The sequence below is a fragment of the Paraburkholderia sp. BL25I1N1 genome, from assembly GCF_003002025.1.
Lineage (GTDB): Bacteria > Pseudomonadota > Gammaproteobacteria > Burkholderiales > Burkholderiaceae > Paraburkholderia.
Window position 1 is genome coordinate 104735 of record NZ_PVZB01000024.1, and the last position, 13833, is coordinate 118567.

Consider the following 13833-nt stretch of genomic DNA (forward strand, 5'->3'; position numbering starts at 1 on the left):
GTGTCATGCCGCACGCTAAGAGGACGGCGCGTGCAACGCCGCGTTTGAATGCTGGGCGCAGCCGCCCGGCGGGCGTTAGCGCGTCTTTCATGATAGGGGCGCGGCGGCCCTTCCGTTTAGAGGAATCGCTCTGCCGTAGAGGCGCCGCACCGTCCGAACGCTCCCTACAATGCCGATGAAACACACGTAGACAAGTGTGCACGAGACAGGGCGCGCGAACGATGCGGCCCATCAGGAGGAGCGGATGCAATACGACTACATCATCGTCGGTGCAGGCTCGGGCGGTTGCACGCTGGCGAGCCGTCTCGCGGATAGCTGCCCGGACGCGACGATCGCGCTGATTGACGCCGGACCGCACACGGACCGCAATCTGTTGGTCAATATGCCGGTCGGCGTGGCGGCGGTGGTGCCGCACAAACTCAAGACCAACTACGGTTATCTGACCACGCCGCAACCGGGGCTCGGCGGACGGCAAGGGTATCAGCCGCGCGGGCGCGGCTTCGGCGGATCGAGTGCGATCAACGCGATGATTTACACGCGCGGCCATCCGCTCGATTACGACGAGTGGGCGGAACTGGGCTGCGAAGGCTGGTCGTGGGCGGAGGTGCTGCCGTATTTCCGCCGCGCCGAAGGCAACCAGCGTGGCGCCGATGCATGGCACGGCGACAGCGGCCCGCTGACCGTCTCCGATCTGCGCTATCAGAATCCGTTTTCGCGGCGTTTCGTGCAGGCGGCGATGGAAGCCGGCCACAAGCCGAATGCCGACTTCAACGGCGCGGATCAGGAAGGGATCGGCTTCTATCAGGTGACGCAGCGCGACGGACGCCGCTGCAGCGTGGCGCGCGCCTATATCTACGACCGTGCGCGTCCCAACCTGCATACGATCGCCGACGCGACGGTGCTGCGCGTCGCCTTCAACGGCAAGCGCGCGAGCGGCGTAGAGATCGTGCGCGGCGGCCGCACGGAAACGCTCGGGGCACGCGGGGAAGTGGTGCTTGCCGCAGGCGCATTCAATTCGCCGCAACTGCTGATGTGCTCGGGTATCGGACCGGCTGCGCATCTGCAGTCGCTTGGCATTGCGGTGCTGCACGACGCGCCGGAGGTCGGTCAGAACCTGATCGACCACGTCGATTTCACCATCAACAAACGGGTTTCGTCGATCGAGCCGACCGGCTTTTCGATTCGCGGCATCGCGCGAATGCTGCCGCAGTTCGTCACGTTCATGCGCCACGGGCGCGGCATGCTGTCGAGCAATGTCGCCGAGGCGGGCGGTTTTCTGAAGAGCAAGCCGACGCTCGACCGGCCGGATCTGCAATTGCATTTCTGCGCGGCCATCGTCGACGATCACAACCGTCACATGCACTGGGGTCACGGTTATTCGCTGCACGTGTGCGTGTTGCGGCCGCACAGCCGCGGCACCGTGACGCTCGCGAGCGCCGATGCGCGCACCGCGCCGGTGATCGACCCGCGTTTCTTCAGCGACCCGCGCGATCTCGATCTATTGGTGGACGGCGCGCGGATAGCGCGGCGTATTCTCGACGCGCCCTCGCTTGCGTTGCACGGCGGCAGCGAGTTGTACACGCATCCTGGCCAGTCGGACAGAGAGTTGCGTCGCACGATCGCCGAGCATGCCGACACGATCTATCACCCGGTGGCCACGTGCCGGATGGGCGGCGACGCGCGCTCGGTGGTCGATCCGCAGTTGCGGGTGCGCGGCGTCACGGGGCTGCGGATCGTCGACGCTTCGGTGATGCCAACGCTGATCGGCGGTAACACGAATGCGCCGACGGTGATGATCGGCGAGCGCGCGGCGGATCTGATCGCGGCGGCTCGTCGCGAGCCGCAAGCGGAGTTGCAGATGGCGTCGATCAGCTGAGCCGGCATGGCGGCGAATGCCGCCTGCACGATCGGCGATATGTCAGATTTTGCCGCCAAATATAAGACAACTTGAGCGAACGTCTGCCAATTCGTCATAAATTGTGCCGTTTCGTTTATGAGATTTCCCGAAACCTATAATCGCGCCGCAAAAAGGAGCGCGTCAGGTGACGCGTTCGGGAACTCAAGGAAGCGAAGCGATGAGCATCAACGCAATTCAATTGATTCAGTCCGCCATGACGGACGGTGTGGTGCGGCAGCTAGCGGGCCGCCTGGGGCTACCGGCGGACGCGACTCAAAAGGTGCTGTCCGTCGCGGCGCCGACGCTTGTCGCCGGTCTGATGCAAAAGGGTGCGACGCTCGACGGTGCGCGTTCGCTGTTCGCCACGATCCTCTCGCCGGAAGTGAACGGCCATATCGCCGAACAACTGCCGCATCTGATCGACAGCACGAATGGCTTGAGCCGACTGGAAATGGCCGGGCGGCAGTTGCTCGAACGAACACTGGACCGCCGCGTCGACGCGCTGAGCGACGAAGTCGCCTCGCAAACCGGCGTGCCGGCGCATGCCACGCACGCCATGACGGGCATCGTCGGGGCAACGCTGCTTGGCTTGCTGAAGCGGCATTGTCTCGAAGGTCAGGGCAACGCCGGACAACTGCCCACGCTGCTGGGCCATCAACTGCCGGTCATCGCGCCTTATCTGAACGACCGCCTGATGGCCGCGCTCGGTCTGGGCGGTGTCGGCGCGTTTGCCGGCAACATTCTGGCGCAACTGAAGGCTGTTTCGTCGCACATCGATCATCCGACGCCCGCGGCGAAGCCGGTCGCGGACGCCTTGTCGACCATCCACGTGCCCGCGGGCGCCGTGGTGCGCGAAAAGCGCCGTTCGCACACGTGGCTGTGGTGGCTGCTCGCCGCAATCGCGGCGGTGCTGGCGTTTCTGTTTTTGCGTGGCTGCCAGAGTGAGCAGAACGCCAGCCGCGCCGCAGGACACAACAGTTCCGAAGCTGCGGTTAGCGTGCAACCGGCTTCGGCGCCTGTTCAGGCGTCGGCCGCTGCGGCGGCCGCCAGCGATGCGGCGGCGTCGGCTCCCGTCGCCAGCGCCGCAGCGCCCGCCAGCGCGGCGAGCGACGCGCAGCAACCCGCCGCCGCACTCGCACCGACTCAAGACAGCCAGCTCAGCTTCACCGTCGACTCAGCCGGCAAACCCACGCTGACCGCCACGGTGGGCAGCGAAGCTGAAAAGACGCTGCTGATCGATCAGCTGACGAAGCGCCTCGGTCAATACAACTTCGTGCCCAACATCACGGTCGATCCGGCCACGAAACCGGCCGACTGGCTTGCGCATTTCGACAGTCTGTTGCCGTTGCTTTCGCTGCCCGGCGCGGAAGTGAAAGTGGTCGGCACGCACATCGAACTGAGCGGCGCTGCCGCGGACAAGAAGCTCGGCTGGCTCGACAAGCTGAAGTCGCTGTTCGGCACGTCGTATCAGATCGGTTCGTTCGACGTTGCGCACGCCGTCGCCGATGCCAACGATAACTTCCGCAGCGCGATCAAGAACCTGCTCACGCCGGATAGCTCGTGCGCCGCAGCGGATGTGGTCAAGGTGCTGAACCTGCAGGTGATCAACTTCGCGAGCGCCAGCGCGCATGTACCGGCTTCGGCGGTGGATGATCTGAAGCAATCGGCGCGCGTGCTGAACGCCTGCGCCAGCAACGGCAAGACCGCGCGTCTGGAAGTGGCGGGCTATTCGGACAACGTCGGCGGCGAAGGCGCGAATCTGCAATTGTCGAAGCAACGTGCCGAAGCGGTGCGCGCCTACCTCGTCAAGACAGGCGTGCCGGCTGATTCGCTGTTGGCGCAAGGCTATGGCCAGGCGCGTCCGGTGGCGAGCAACGACACGGCGAGCGGCCGCTTTGCCAATCGCCGCATCGAGTTCGTCGCGCAGCAGTGATTGCGGGCTGAATCCATCCCTTAAGACATGCCGCCCGGTTTGCGCCGGGCGGCACTGCCTCACTCGGGGGGCCGTGCGGGAAACGGTGTCGTGATACCGGTCACGCCGATACCCGGCCCGAGCATGAAATCGTCGGCGGCCTGGCCGGGCAGCGCTTCCCGCGCGACTTCGAGCCACGCGCGTGCGGCGTGTGACAGATAGCCATCGCGACGCCAGCCGATCGCCATTTCCCATGGTATCTCCGGTTCCACCACCGGTCGGCAGGTGAACTGCGCGGGGTCCAGACGCCGGCAGTACGGCGCCGGCAACAGCGCAATGCCGACTCCGGCCAGCACCAGCGCCGCCATGAAATCCCAATGCCCGCTGCGTCCGACAATGGTCGGCGCAAAGCCGGCGGTGCGGCATGCGTTCAGGACGACATCATTGAGAGCCAGACTTTCGCCGTAGAACACGAACGGCTCGTTGGCCAGTTGAGCGAGCGGCACCTCATGCAGCTCGTCCCAGCTCGAGCCCGTGCGTGCAACGAGCCACAGCAACTGACGCGTCATGGGCAGCACGTCGATATTTTCCGGGTCGACCGGCTGCAGCACGCCGCCTAATTCCAGTTCGCCGTTGATCAGCGCGGTTTCAATGGCGCGCGAACCCTGTTCGAACAGCTTGAGTTCGATTTTCGGATAGCGCTGACGAAACATGGCGATGGCCGGCGTGAAGAGCGAGCCGCCCATGGGCGGAATGCCGATGGTGAGTTGACCGCGGCCGAGCGTGTCGAGATCGTTCAGTTCAGCCTGCAGTTGCGCGTGCGCCGCCAGCACGTCCTGGCCGCGCTGATAGACGATCCGGCCGGCATCGGTCAGCACCATCTGGCGCCCGTCGCGCAGCAGCAGCGGCGAGCCGATTTCATCTTCCAGCGACTTGACCATTTTGCTGATGGTCGGCTGCGTCACGAACATCTGCTCGGCCGCGACGGTGAAACTCTGCTGACGCACCACTTCGACGAAATACCGCAGCGCACGTAGTTCCACGATCTCTGGCTCCAGAATTCCAAATTGGAATGATTCGGCTGATTGTAAGTCAATATATTTATATTGCAGAGTGCCGATCCGACGACGCGGCAGCCAATTCAAGATACGCCCGGCGGCAAGCGGAATAACATCAATGGATTTTCAACCGCCGACCCGCCCATCACCCCGGTTCCTCATGACGCCTATTTCGATCATCATTCCCTGCTATAACGGCGCGGCGACGCTGGCGCGTGCTCTGCAAAGTTGCCAGACCCAGCCTGGGACCACGCAGATAATCGTGGTGGATGACGGCTCGGCCGACGCTTCCACGGACATCGTGGCGCAATGCGGCCGCGTCGACGCGCGCGTGGGGCTGTTGCGGATGCCATACAACGGCGGGCCGGCCCGAGCGCGCAACTGGGGCGCGATGCATGCGTCGCACGACCTGATTGCGTTCCTCGACGCCGACGACGAATACCTGCCCGGCGCCCTCGCCGCGGCGAGCGCATTCCTCGCGCAAAATCCCACGCAGGTGTCCGTGCGGCTCGACGTCGAGTACGCGGATTTTCCGCGCGACCTCACGGCTCACCCTGACTTCGCCGCGCATGCTGCGACGCTTAGCAATACGGTGCCGAGTGGCCTGTTCATTCGCCGGGCGGCTTATCTCGCGCTCGGCGGCTTTCCAATGGACGATGCGTTCCGCCGGATCGGTGGCGAAGACGGCGCGTTTTCGTGGGCGTTGCGCGATATATTCGGCAACCCACGGTTGAGCGACGCGAAGCGCGTGCGCATGCATTACCACGCGGGAATTCACGCCGAACGTTACTTTCGCGTCGCGCTCGGATTGCAGATTCCGGATCCCGCCGATGTCGCCGAAGCGTTCCGCGTTTCCAGGCAGTTTCTCGAGACCGCGCGTGCCGGCATAGCGCAATTGCGCACGGCGAACGTGACGACCGGGGCCGCCGCCTGACAGGCCGAGCGGCGTCTGCGAGGCGTCCATAACGGCGCTCGCGTACACGCTCGAAGCGCGAGGAACCCGCATCGCCTGAAAACCGGATCCACGCCCCGAAGCCATCTCGTTTTGCTACAATCGCCGTTCGTCTTCGAGGAGCGTTGCGACGGGTACCGCGAATCAGCCTATTCGCCGGCCGCCCGCCAGGCTCGGAGACTTCAATCGGAGGGCTCGGATGCGCATTGCGCTTTCCTGGCCACCGCATCGAACCGCGCTCACGTCAAATTTCTAGTCACTACTTAGAAAGGAGGGCGTGATGAACGCCGCTGTTATCGATTCCAAAAATTCCCAGGACTTCGTTGTTGCCGACATGTCGCTTGCCGACTGGGGCCGCAAGGAACTCAACATCGCCGAGACGGAAATGCCCGGTCTCGTGCAAACGCGCGAAGAGTACAAGGCGCAGCAGCCGCTGAAGGGCGCGCGCATTGCAGGTTCACTGCACATGACGATCCAGACCGGTGTGCTGATCGAGACGCTGACGGCGCTTGGCGCCGACGTGCGCTGGGCCTCGTGCAACATCTTCTCGACGCAAGATCACGCCGCCGCGGCAATCGCCAAGGCCGGCACGCCGGTGTTCGCATTCAAGGGCGAATCGCTCGACGAGTACTGGGAATTCTCGCACCGCATTTTCGAATGGCCGAACGGCGAATTCGCCAACATGATCCTCGACGACGGCGGCGACGCCACGTTGCTGCTGATCCTGGGCTCGAAAGCGGAAAAAGACCGCTCGGTGATCTCGAAGCCGACGAATGAAGAAGAAGTCGCGCTGTACAAATCGATCGCTTCGCACCTCGACGCTGACCCGACGTGGTACTCCACGCGCCTCGCGCACATTCAGGGCGTGACGGAAGAAACCACGACTGGCGTGCACCGTCTGTATCAGATGGAAAAGGAAGGCCGTCTGCCGTTCCCGGCGATCAACGTCAACGACTCGGTCACCAAGTCGAAGTTCGACAACCTTTACGGCTGCCGTGAGTCGCTGGTCGACGGCATCAAGCGCGCAACCGATGTGATGATCGCGGGCAAGATCGCCGTGGTCGCCGGTTACGGCGACGTGGGCAAGGGCTGCGCGCAATCGCTGCGCGGTCTGGGCGCGACCGTGTGGGTCACCGAAATCGACCCGATCTGCGCGCTGCAGGCGGCAATGGAAGGCTACCGCGTCGTGACGATGGAATACGCGGCGGACAAGGCCGACATCTTCGTGACGGCAACCGGCAACTACCATGTGATCGGCCACGACCATATGAAGGCGATGCGTCACAACGCGATCGTCTGCAACATCGGTCACTTCGATTCGGAAATCGACGTGGCGTCGACCCGTCAGTACGAATGGGACAACATCAAGCCGCAAGTCGACCACATCATTTTCCCGGACGGCAAGCGCGTGATCCTGCTGGCTGAAGGCCGCCTCGTGAACCTGGGTTGCGCGACGGGCCACCCGTCGTTCGTGATGTCGAACTCGTTCACGAACCAGACGCTTGCGCAGATCGAACTGTTCACGCAAGGCAAGAAGTACGAGAACAAGGTGTACGTGTTGCCGAAGCATCTGGACGAGAAGGTCGCACGCCTGCATCTGGCGCGCATCGGCGCGAACCTGACCGTGCTGTCGGACGATCAGGCCGGCTACATCGGCGTCGACAAGAACGGTCCGTTCAAGCCGAACCACTACCGCTATTAAGCGCGTCGCGGCGGTTTGACCGCATGACAGCTTGACGACAGGGCGGCGCACGATGCGCCGCTTTGTCCGCCATGCCCGCCGCTTTGCGCGCTTTTTTCGTTATCGGACATCCTGCCAAAGGAGCTCTACATGACCTTGCTGCTGACCTGGCTGATCAACGCGCTTGCGCTCCTGATCATCACCTACCTCGTTCCGTCGATTCATATCCGCAGTTTCGGCACCGCATTGATCGTCGCGGTGGTGCTCGGGTTGATCAACACGATCCTGCGGCCGGTTCTGATCCTGCTGACGCTGCCCGTCACGATTCTCACGCTCGGACTCTTCATTCTGGTGGTCAATGCGCTGTGCTTCTGGCTGTGCGCGTCACTCCTGAAGGGCTTCGAAGTGTCGGGTTTCTGGTCGGCGTTCATCGGCTCGATTCTGTACAGCATCGTTTCCTGGCTGCTGTCCGCGCTTATTTTCGGCAACCGCAGTCTCGGTTGACCCACTGAATCATGAACCCGATCGAACTATCATTCGAATTCTTCCCGCCGAAAACGCAGGAAGGCGTCGACAAGCTGCGCGCCACGCGCGCCCAGCTCGTCACGCTCAAGCCCAAGTTCGTGTCCGTCACGTTCGGCGCCGGCGGCTCGACGCAACAGGGCACGCTCGATACCGTCGTCGAAATGGCGAAGGAAGGGCTCGAAGCGGCGCCGCACGTGTCGTGCATCGGCTCGTCGAAAGAGAGCCTGCGTGCCATTCTCAACGAATACCGCGCGCATGGCATCCGCCATATCGTCGCGCTGCGCGGCGATCTGCCGTCCGGCATGGGCGAAGTCGGCGAGTTGCGTTACGCGTCGGAACTGGTGAGCTTTATCCGCGCCGAGTTTGGCGACTGGTTCTGGATCGAGGTGGCCGGCTATCCGGAATACCATCCGCAGTCGCGCTCGCCGCGTCACGATCTGGACAACTTCGCCCGCAAGGTGAAGGCTGGCGCCAATTCGGCGATCACGCAGTACTTCTTCAACGCGGACGCGTACTTCCGTTTCGTCGACGACGCAAGGAAGCTCGGCGTGGATGTGCCGATCGTGCCGGGCATCATGCCGATCACGAACTTCTCGCAACTAATGCGTTTCTCGGAGATGTGCGGCGCTGAAGTGCCGCGCTGGATCGCGCGACGGCTGGAAAGTTTCGGCGACGACCGCGAGTCGATTCGCGCATTCGGGCTGGATGTGGTGACGGACCTGTGCGGGCGTCTCATCGACGCGAAAGTGCCGGGCCTGCACTTCTACACGCTGAACGGCGCCGCTGCGACCAAGGCGATCTGCGAACGCCTGGGCGCTTAAGCACCCACCGCGTTTTGAAACGAAACCGCGCGGCTCATTGAGTCGCGCGGTTTTTTTTCGCGCGGCGAATAGGCGCCACGAACGGCGCGGAAGGGGCGCTGGGGCTTGCGCGCGAATACTATGCAGCGTTGCTGCCGCCGGCCGCTGGTGAATGAAGCAGGAATGACAATTCCGACGCGCAAGTTCGGCCGCGACGACTGCTGCGTCGCAACAAGCGAGCCAGCCCGAGTCAACCTTGCGGCGCGTAAGCCCGCATTGAACCCGATTTTTGTGCTGTCTATGATCAAAGCGCAGCTAACGTGGCTGCTGTGCGGAGAACGTGATGACGGTACCCAAGTTGCTGTTTGCAGTTCGCCAAACCTGCCTTCCGGCGCTCGCCGCCTGTGCGGTCCTGAGTGCCGGCCTGACGCCCGCGGCCGCTGAGGCGGCCAAGCTGCCCGACAAGACGCTCGTGTTCTGCTCCGAAGGCAGTCCAGCGGGCTTCGACAGTGCCCAGTACACCACCAGCGTCGAGTTTAGCGCGGGGTCGTACACGGTCTACAACCGGCTGATCGAGTTCGCGCACGGCAGCACGGACATCGAACCGGGGCTCGCCGAAAAATGGGACGTCTCGCCGGACGGGCTGACCTATACGTTTCATTTACGCCACGGCGTGAAGTTCCAGACCACGGCGTTCTTCAAGCCGACGCGCGAATTCAATGCGGACGATGTCGTCTTCACGTACCAACGCATGCTCGACCCTGAGCAGCCGTTCCGCAAGGCGTACTCGGTGCCGTTCCCGTATTTCACCGATCTGGGCCTCGCCAAGAACATCGCGAAGGTCGAAGCGGTCGACCCGTACACGGTCAAATTTACCCTGAAAGAAGTCGACGCGCCGTTTTTACAACAAATTGCAATGCCGTTCGCGTCGATTCTTTCCGCGGAATATGGCGATCAGTTATTGAAAGCGGGTAAAGCGTCGGATATCAATCAATATCCGGTCGGCACCGGCCCATTCATTTTCCGCAGCTATACGAAAGACGACACGATTCGCTTCGACGGCAATCCCGATTACTGGAAACCGGGCGTTGTCAAAGTCGGCAAGCTGATATTCGCGATTACCGTCGATCCGGCCGTGCGTCTGCAGAAACTGAAACGCGGCGAATGCCAGGTGATGGCGTATCCTCGTCCCGCCGATATTCCGACGGTGAAAACCGATGCGTCTCTCGTTATGCCCAATGAGGTGGGTTTCAACCTCGGCTATATCGCCTACAACACCACCAAGAAACCGCTCGATAACGTGCTGGTGCGCCGCGCGCTCGATATGTCGATCAATAAGAAAGCGATTATCGAGTCGGTGTATCAGGGCGCGGGCCAGACGGCGACCAACCCCATGCCGCCGACCCAGTGGGGCTACGACAAGAATCTGAAGGACGCCCCGTACGATACGGAAAAAGCCAAAGCGCTACTGAAGCAGGCAGGCTATCCGGACGGCTTCGATTTGACGCTTTGGGCCATGCCGGTTCAACGGCCTTATAACCCGAACGCGCGCCTGATGGCGGAAATGCTGCAATCCGATTGGGCGAAGATCGGCGTCAAGGTGAAGATCGCAACATACGAATGGGGTGAATATATTCGCCGCGCCCATGCCGGCGAGCATGAAGCGATGTTGATTGGCTGGACGGGCGATTATGGCGATCCGGATAACTGGCTTGGGGTATTACTGGGTTGCGACGCAGTCAACGGCAGTAATTTTTCCAAATGGTGCTACAAACCTTATGACGATCTGATCAAAAAGGGCCGCAGTACGACCGATCTGGCACAGCGCACCAGTGCCTATACTCAAGCCCAGGAGATTTTCAAGGATCAGGTTCCGTTCACGCCCATCGCCCACTCCACGGTCTATCAGCCGATCAGCAAGAACGTCACCGGCTTCAAGATCGACCCGTTCGGCCCGACGCAATTCATGAACGTAGGTCTGAAATAACGCCGGCGGGTCGTATTTTGCTGAAGCGACCTTCTAAAGCCGCACGTTCCGGCCAGCGCCGGCGTGCGGCTGGTCTTATGCCCGAATGGTTTCCGATTGTCCGTGCTGCGTGGGATCGGGGTAACCGCTAAAGCGGTAACTCCGATCAACGGAGGGAATTTCCTCCGCTTGGTGCTGTGAGCCAAGCTCAAGTAATATCGCGCTACGCCGGCGGGAGCCGGCCACGAACCTGGAGGAAACATGAAGCAAAACAATCTGTTGCGCGCCGCGCGTGTTACGACGCTCGTCGCAGCTGCAGCGGCATCGTTGGTGGGCGCAAGTGTCGCGCGCGCCGAGATCCCGAATAAAACCCTGGTCTACTGCTCAGAAGGCAGCCCCGCGGGTTTCGATCCTGCCCAATACACCACGGGCACCGATTTCACGGCAAACACGTTCACCGTCTACAACCGTCTCGTCGAATTCGAACGCGGCGGCACCAAGGTCGAACCGGGCCTCGCCGAAAAGTGGGATGTCTCCGCGGACGGCAAGACGTATACGTTCCATCTGCGTCATGGCGTGAAGTTCCAGACCACGTCGTTCTTCAAGCCGACGCGCGAATTCAATGCGGACGACGTCGTGTTCACGTTCCAGCGCATGCTGGACCCGAACTCGGCCTTTCATAAGGCTTACCCGGTCCAATTCCCGTACTTCACGGACATGGGCCTCGACAAGCTGATCACCAGCGTCGAAAAGGTCGATCCGTACACGGTCAAGTTCACGCTGAAGGAAGTCAACGCGCCGTTCATCCAGAATCTGGCAATGGAATACGCGTCGATTCTCTCGGGTGAATACGGCGACCAGTTGATGAAAGCCGGCAAGGCCGCCGACATCAACCAGTCCCCGGTCGGCACGGGCCCGTTCATCTTCCGCAGCTACACGAAAGACGCGACGATCCGCTTCGACGGCAATCCGGATTACTGGAAGCCGAACACGGTGAAGATCTCGAAGCTGATTTTCTCGATCACGCCGGACGCCGGCGTGCGCGTGCAGAAGATCAAGCGCGACGAATGCCAGGTGATGAGCTATCCGCGTCCGGCCGACATCGCGCCGCTGAAGGCTGAAGCGAACATCGCAATGCCGTCGCAACCGGGCTTCAACCTCGGCTACCTCGCGTACAACGTCACGCACAAGCCGGTCGACAAGGTCGAAGTGCGTCAGGCGCTCGACATGGCGATCAACAAGAAGGCGATCATCGACTCGGTGTACCAAGGCGCAGGCCAAGCCGCCACGAATCCGATGCCGCCGACCCAATGGTCGTACGACAAGAACCTGAAGAGCGCGTCCTACGACACGGACAAAGCTAAGGCCCTGTTGGCCAAGGCCGGCTATCCGAACGGCTTCGACATCACGCTGTGGGCGATGCCGGTGCAGCGCGCGTACAACCCGAACGCCCGCCTGATGGCGGAAATGATCCAGGCCGACTGGGCCAAGATCGGCGTGAAGGCGAAGATCGTCACCTATGAGTGGGGCGAGTACATCAAGCGCGCTCACGCAGGTGAGGACGACACGATGCTGATCGGCTGGACCGGCGACAACGGCGATCCGGACAACTGGCTCGGCACGCTGCTCGGCTGCGAAGCGGTGAACGGCAACAACTTCTCGAAGTGGTGCTACAAGCCGTTCGACGACCTGATCCAGAAGGGTCGCGTCACGTCCGATCAGGGCGCGCGCACGACGGCTTACATGCAGGCTCAGCAGATCTTCGCGCAGCAACTGCCGTTCTCGCCGATCGCTCACTCCACGGTGTACCAGCCTGTCAGCAAGAAGGTCGTGGATATGCGTATCGAACCGCTCGGCTATGCGCGTTTCGACGGCGTCAGCATCAAGTAATTCGTCGAGCTAGTCGTAAAATTTGCGCAGTACGCTTTTCGCACGGTTAGAAAACTGGTCGAAATGGTCCGGCGACCGGGGTCACGAGCCCTCGTCGCCGGTTGCGTTTTTTCTTCACCAAGACCATAGGGACGAACCATGTTCCGCTTTGTTTTGCGCCGCATCGGCATGGTGATTCCGACTTTCATCGGCATCACGATCCTCGCGTTCGCGCTGATTCACCTGATACCGGGCGACCCCATCGAAGTGATGATGGGCGAGCGCGGCGTCGATCCCGCCATGCACGCCGCGGCGATGCACCGCCTCGGGCTCGACGAATCCCTGCCGATGCAGTACGTCCACTACATCGGGCGCGCGCTGCACGGCGACCTCGGCACCTCGATCATCACCAACACCAGCGTGATGGGCGAATTCCTCGCACGCTTTCCCGCCACCGTCGAACTGTCGATCTGCGCGATGCTGTTCGCACTGATCGTCGGCTTGCCGGCGGGCGTGTTCGCGGCCTTGCGGCGCGGCACGGTGGTCGATCACGGCGTGATGGGCACGGCGCTGACCGGCTACTCGATGCCGATCTTCTGGTGGGGCTTGATCCTCATCATGGTGTTCTCCGTGAAGCTCGGCTGGACGCCGGTGTCCGGCCGCATCGCGGTCGAATACGACATTCCGCACGTGACCGGCTTCATGCTGATCGACGCGATGATGTCCACCGACGAAGGCGCGTTCAAATCCGCGCTCAGCCATCTGATCCTGCCGGCTATCGTGCTCGGCACGATTCCGCTGGCGGTCGTCGCGCGCATGACGCGTTCGTCGATGCTCGAAGTGCTGCGCGAGGACTACATCCGCACGGCGCGCGCGAAGGGCTTGTCGCCGGGACGCGTGATCGTCGTGCATGCGTTGCGCAATGCGCTGATTCCGGTGGTGACGGTGATCGGCCTGCAGGTCGGCACGCTGCTCGCGGGCGCGGTGCTGACCGAGACGCTGTTTTCATGGCCGGGTATCGGCAAGTGGCTGATCGACGCGATCGGCCGGCGCGACTATCCGGTGGTGCAGGGCGGTATCCTGATGATCGCCACGCTGGTGATCGTCGTGAACCTCGTCGTCGATTTGTTGTACGGCGTGCTGAATCCGCGCATCCGCCATACGAGGTAAACC

At 62.2% G+C, this 13833-nt stretch carries 10 protein-coding genes and 1 riboswitch; of the genes, 9 read left to right on the forward strand and 1 reads right to left on the reverse strand.

Translation table 11 applies throughout. From position 1 onward, the window contains the following. Nucleotides 1-244: 244 nt before the first annotated feature. Both B0G73_RS30225 and B0G73_RS30230 read left to right on the forward strand, forming a co-directional pair. Nucleotides 245-1876: a GMC family oxidoreductase gene (locus tag B0G73_RS30225; protein ID WP_106284830.1), complete on the forward strand. Its 1632-nt coding sequence runs from the start codon at nt 245-247 to the stop codon at nt 1874-1876. A 199-nt stretch (nt 1877-2075) separates the two neighbouring features. Further along, nucleotides 2076-3830: an OmpA family protein gene (locus B0G73_RS30230; RefSeq protein WP_106284831.1), complete on the forward strand. Its 1755-nt coding sequence runs from the start codon at nt 2076-2078 to the stop codon at nt 3828-3830. A 59-nt stretch (nt 3831-3889) separates the two neighbouring features. Here B0G73_RS30230 and B0G73_RS30235 read toward each other — a convergent pair whose 3' ends face one another. Beyond that, a complete protein-coding gene (locus tag B0G73_RS30235) occupies nt 3890-4852 on the reverse strand; it encodes a LysR family transcriptional regulator (RefSeq protein WP_106284832.1) in 963 nt (320 codons plus the stop codon). A 175-nt stretch (nt 4853-5027) separates the two neighbouring features. Between B0G73_RS30235 and B0G73_RS30240 the strand changes: the two genes are divergently transcribed. The 7 genes from B0G73_RS30240 (at nt 5028) to B0G73_RS30270 (ending at nt 13830) form a co-directional block, all read left to right on the forward strand. Continuing rightward, nucleotides 5028-5801, forward strand: coding sequence for a glycosyltransferase (locus B0G73_RS30240; RefSeq protein ID WP_106284833.1), 774 nt, complete (start codon nt 5028-5030; stop codon nt 5799-5801). Between the two features lie 129 nt (nt 5802-5930). Further along, nucleotides 5931-6067, forward strand: a riboswitch (S-adenosyl-L-homocysteine riboswitch). A gap of 32 nt (nt 6068-6099) precedes the next feature. Further along, nucleotides 6100-7521, forward strand: a complete 1422-nt coding sequence (gene ahcY, locus B0G73_RS30245; RefSeq protein WP_106284834.1) for an adenosylhomocysteinase — start codon at nt 6100-6102, stop codon at nt 7519-7521. 129 nt (nt 7522-7650) lie between these two features. After that, nucleotides 7651-8004 carry a phage holin family protein gene (locus tag B0G73_RS30250; RefSeq protein ID WP_106284835.1) on the forward strand — a complete coding sequence of 118 codons (354 nt, stop codon included), beginning with the start codon at nt 7651-7653 and terminating at the stop codon, nt 8002-8004. An 11-nt stretch (nt 8005-8015) separates the two neighbouring features. Beyond that, nucleotides 8016-8846, forward strand: a complete 831-nt coding sequence (metF, locus tag B0G73_RS30255) for a methylenetetrahydrofolate reductase [NAD(P)H] (RefSeq protein WP_106284836.1) — start codon at nt 8016-8018, stop codon at nt 8844-8846. A 322-nt stretch (nt 8847-9168) separates the two neighbouring features. Next, nucleotides 9169-10812 carry an ABC transporter substrate-binding protein gene (locus B0G73_RS30260; protein ID WP_106284837.1) on the forward strand — a complete coding sequence of 548 codons (1644 nt, stop codon included), beginning with the start codon at nt 9169-9171 and terminating at the stop codon, nt 10810-10812. Between the two features lie 240 nt (nt 10813-11052). Next, nucleotides 11053-12681 (forward strand): ABC transporter substrate-binding protein, encoded by a 1629-nt coding sequence (locus B0G73_RS30265; RefSeq protein ID WP_106284838.1) that lies wholly within the window; start codon nt 11053-11055, stop codon nt 12679-12681. A gap of 138 nt (nt 12682-12819) precedes the next feature. Continuing rightward, on the forward strand, nt 12820-13830 hold the full coding sequence (locus B0G73_RS30270) for an ABC transporter permease subunit (RefSeq protein ID WP_091798153.1): 1011 nt from the start codon (nt 12820-12822) through the stop codon (nt 13828-13830). Nucleotides 13831-13833: the final 3 nt, after the last annotated feature.

Bases quoted from the DNA above. Each gene is read 5' to 3' on its own strand.
- B0G73_RS30265 (WP_106284838.1), top strand. From the start codon at position 11,053: ATGAAGCAAAACAATCTGTTGCGCGCCGCGCGTGTTACGACGCTCGTC.
- metF (WP_106284836.1), top strand. From the start codon at position 8,016: ATGAACCCGATCGAACTATCATTCGAATTCTTCCCGCCGAAAACGCAG.
- B0G73_RS30225 (WP_106284830.1), top strand. From the start codon at position 245: ATGCAATACGACTACATCATCGTCGGTGCAGGCTCGGGCGGTTGCACG.
- B0G73_RS30270 (WP_091798153.1), top strand. From the start codon at position 12,820: ATGTTCCGCTTTGTTTTGCGCCGCATCGGCATGGTGATTCCGACTTTC.
- B0G73_RS30260 (WP_106284837.1), top strand. From the start codon at position 9,169: ATGACGGTACCCAAGTTGCTGTTTGCAGTTCGCCAAACCTGCCTTCCG.
- B0G73_RS30250 (WP_106284835.1), top strand. From the start codon at position 7,651: ATGACCTTGCTGCTGACCTGGCTGATCAACGCGCTTGCGCTCCTGATC.
- B0G73_RS30240 (WP_106284833.1), top strand. From the start codon at position 5,028: ATGACGCCTATTTCGATCATCATTCCCTGCTATAACGGCGCGGCGACG.
- ahcY (WP_106284834.1), top strand. From the start codon at position 6,100: ATGAACGCCGCTGTTATCGATTCCAAAAATTCCCAGGACTTCGTTGTT.
- B0G73_RS30230 (WP_106284831.1), top strand. From the start codon at position 2,076: ATGAGCATCAACGCAATTCAATTGATTCAGTCCGCCATGACGGACGGT.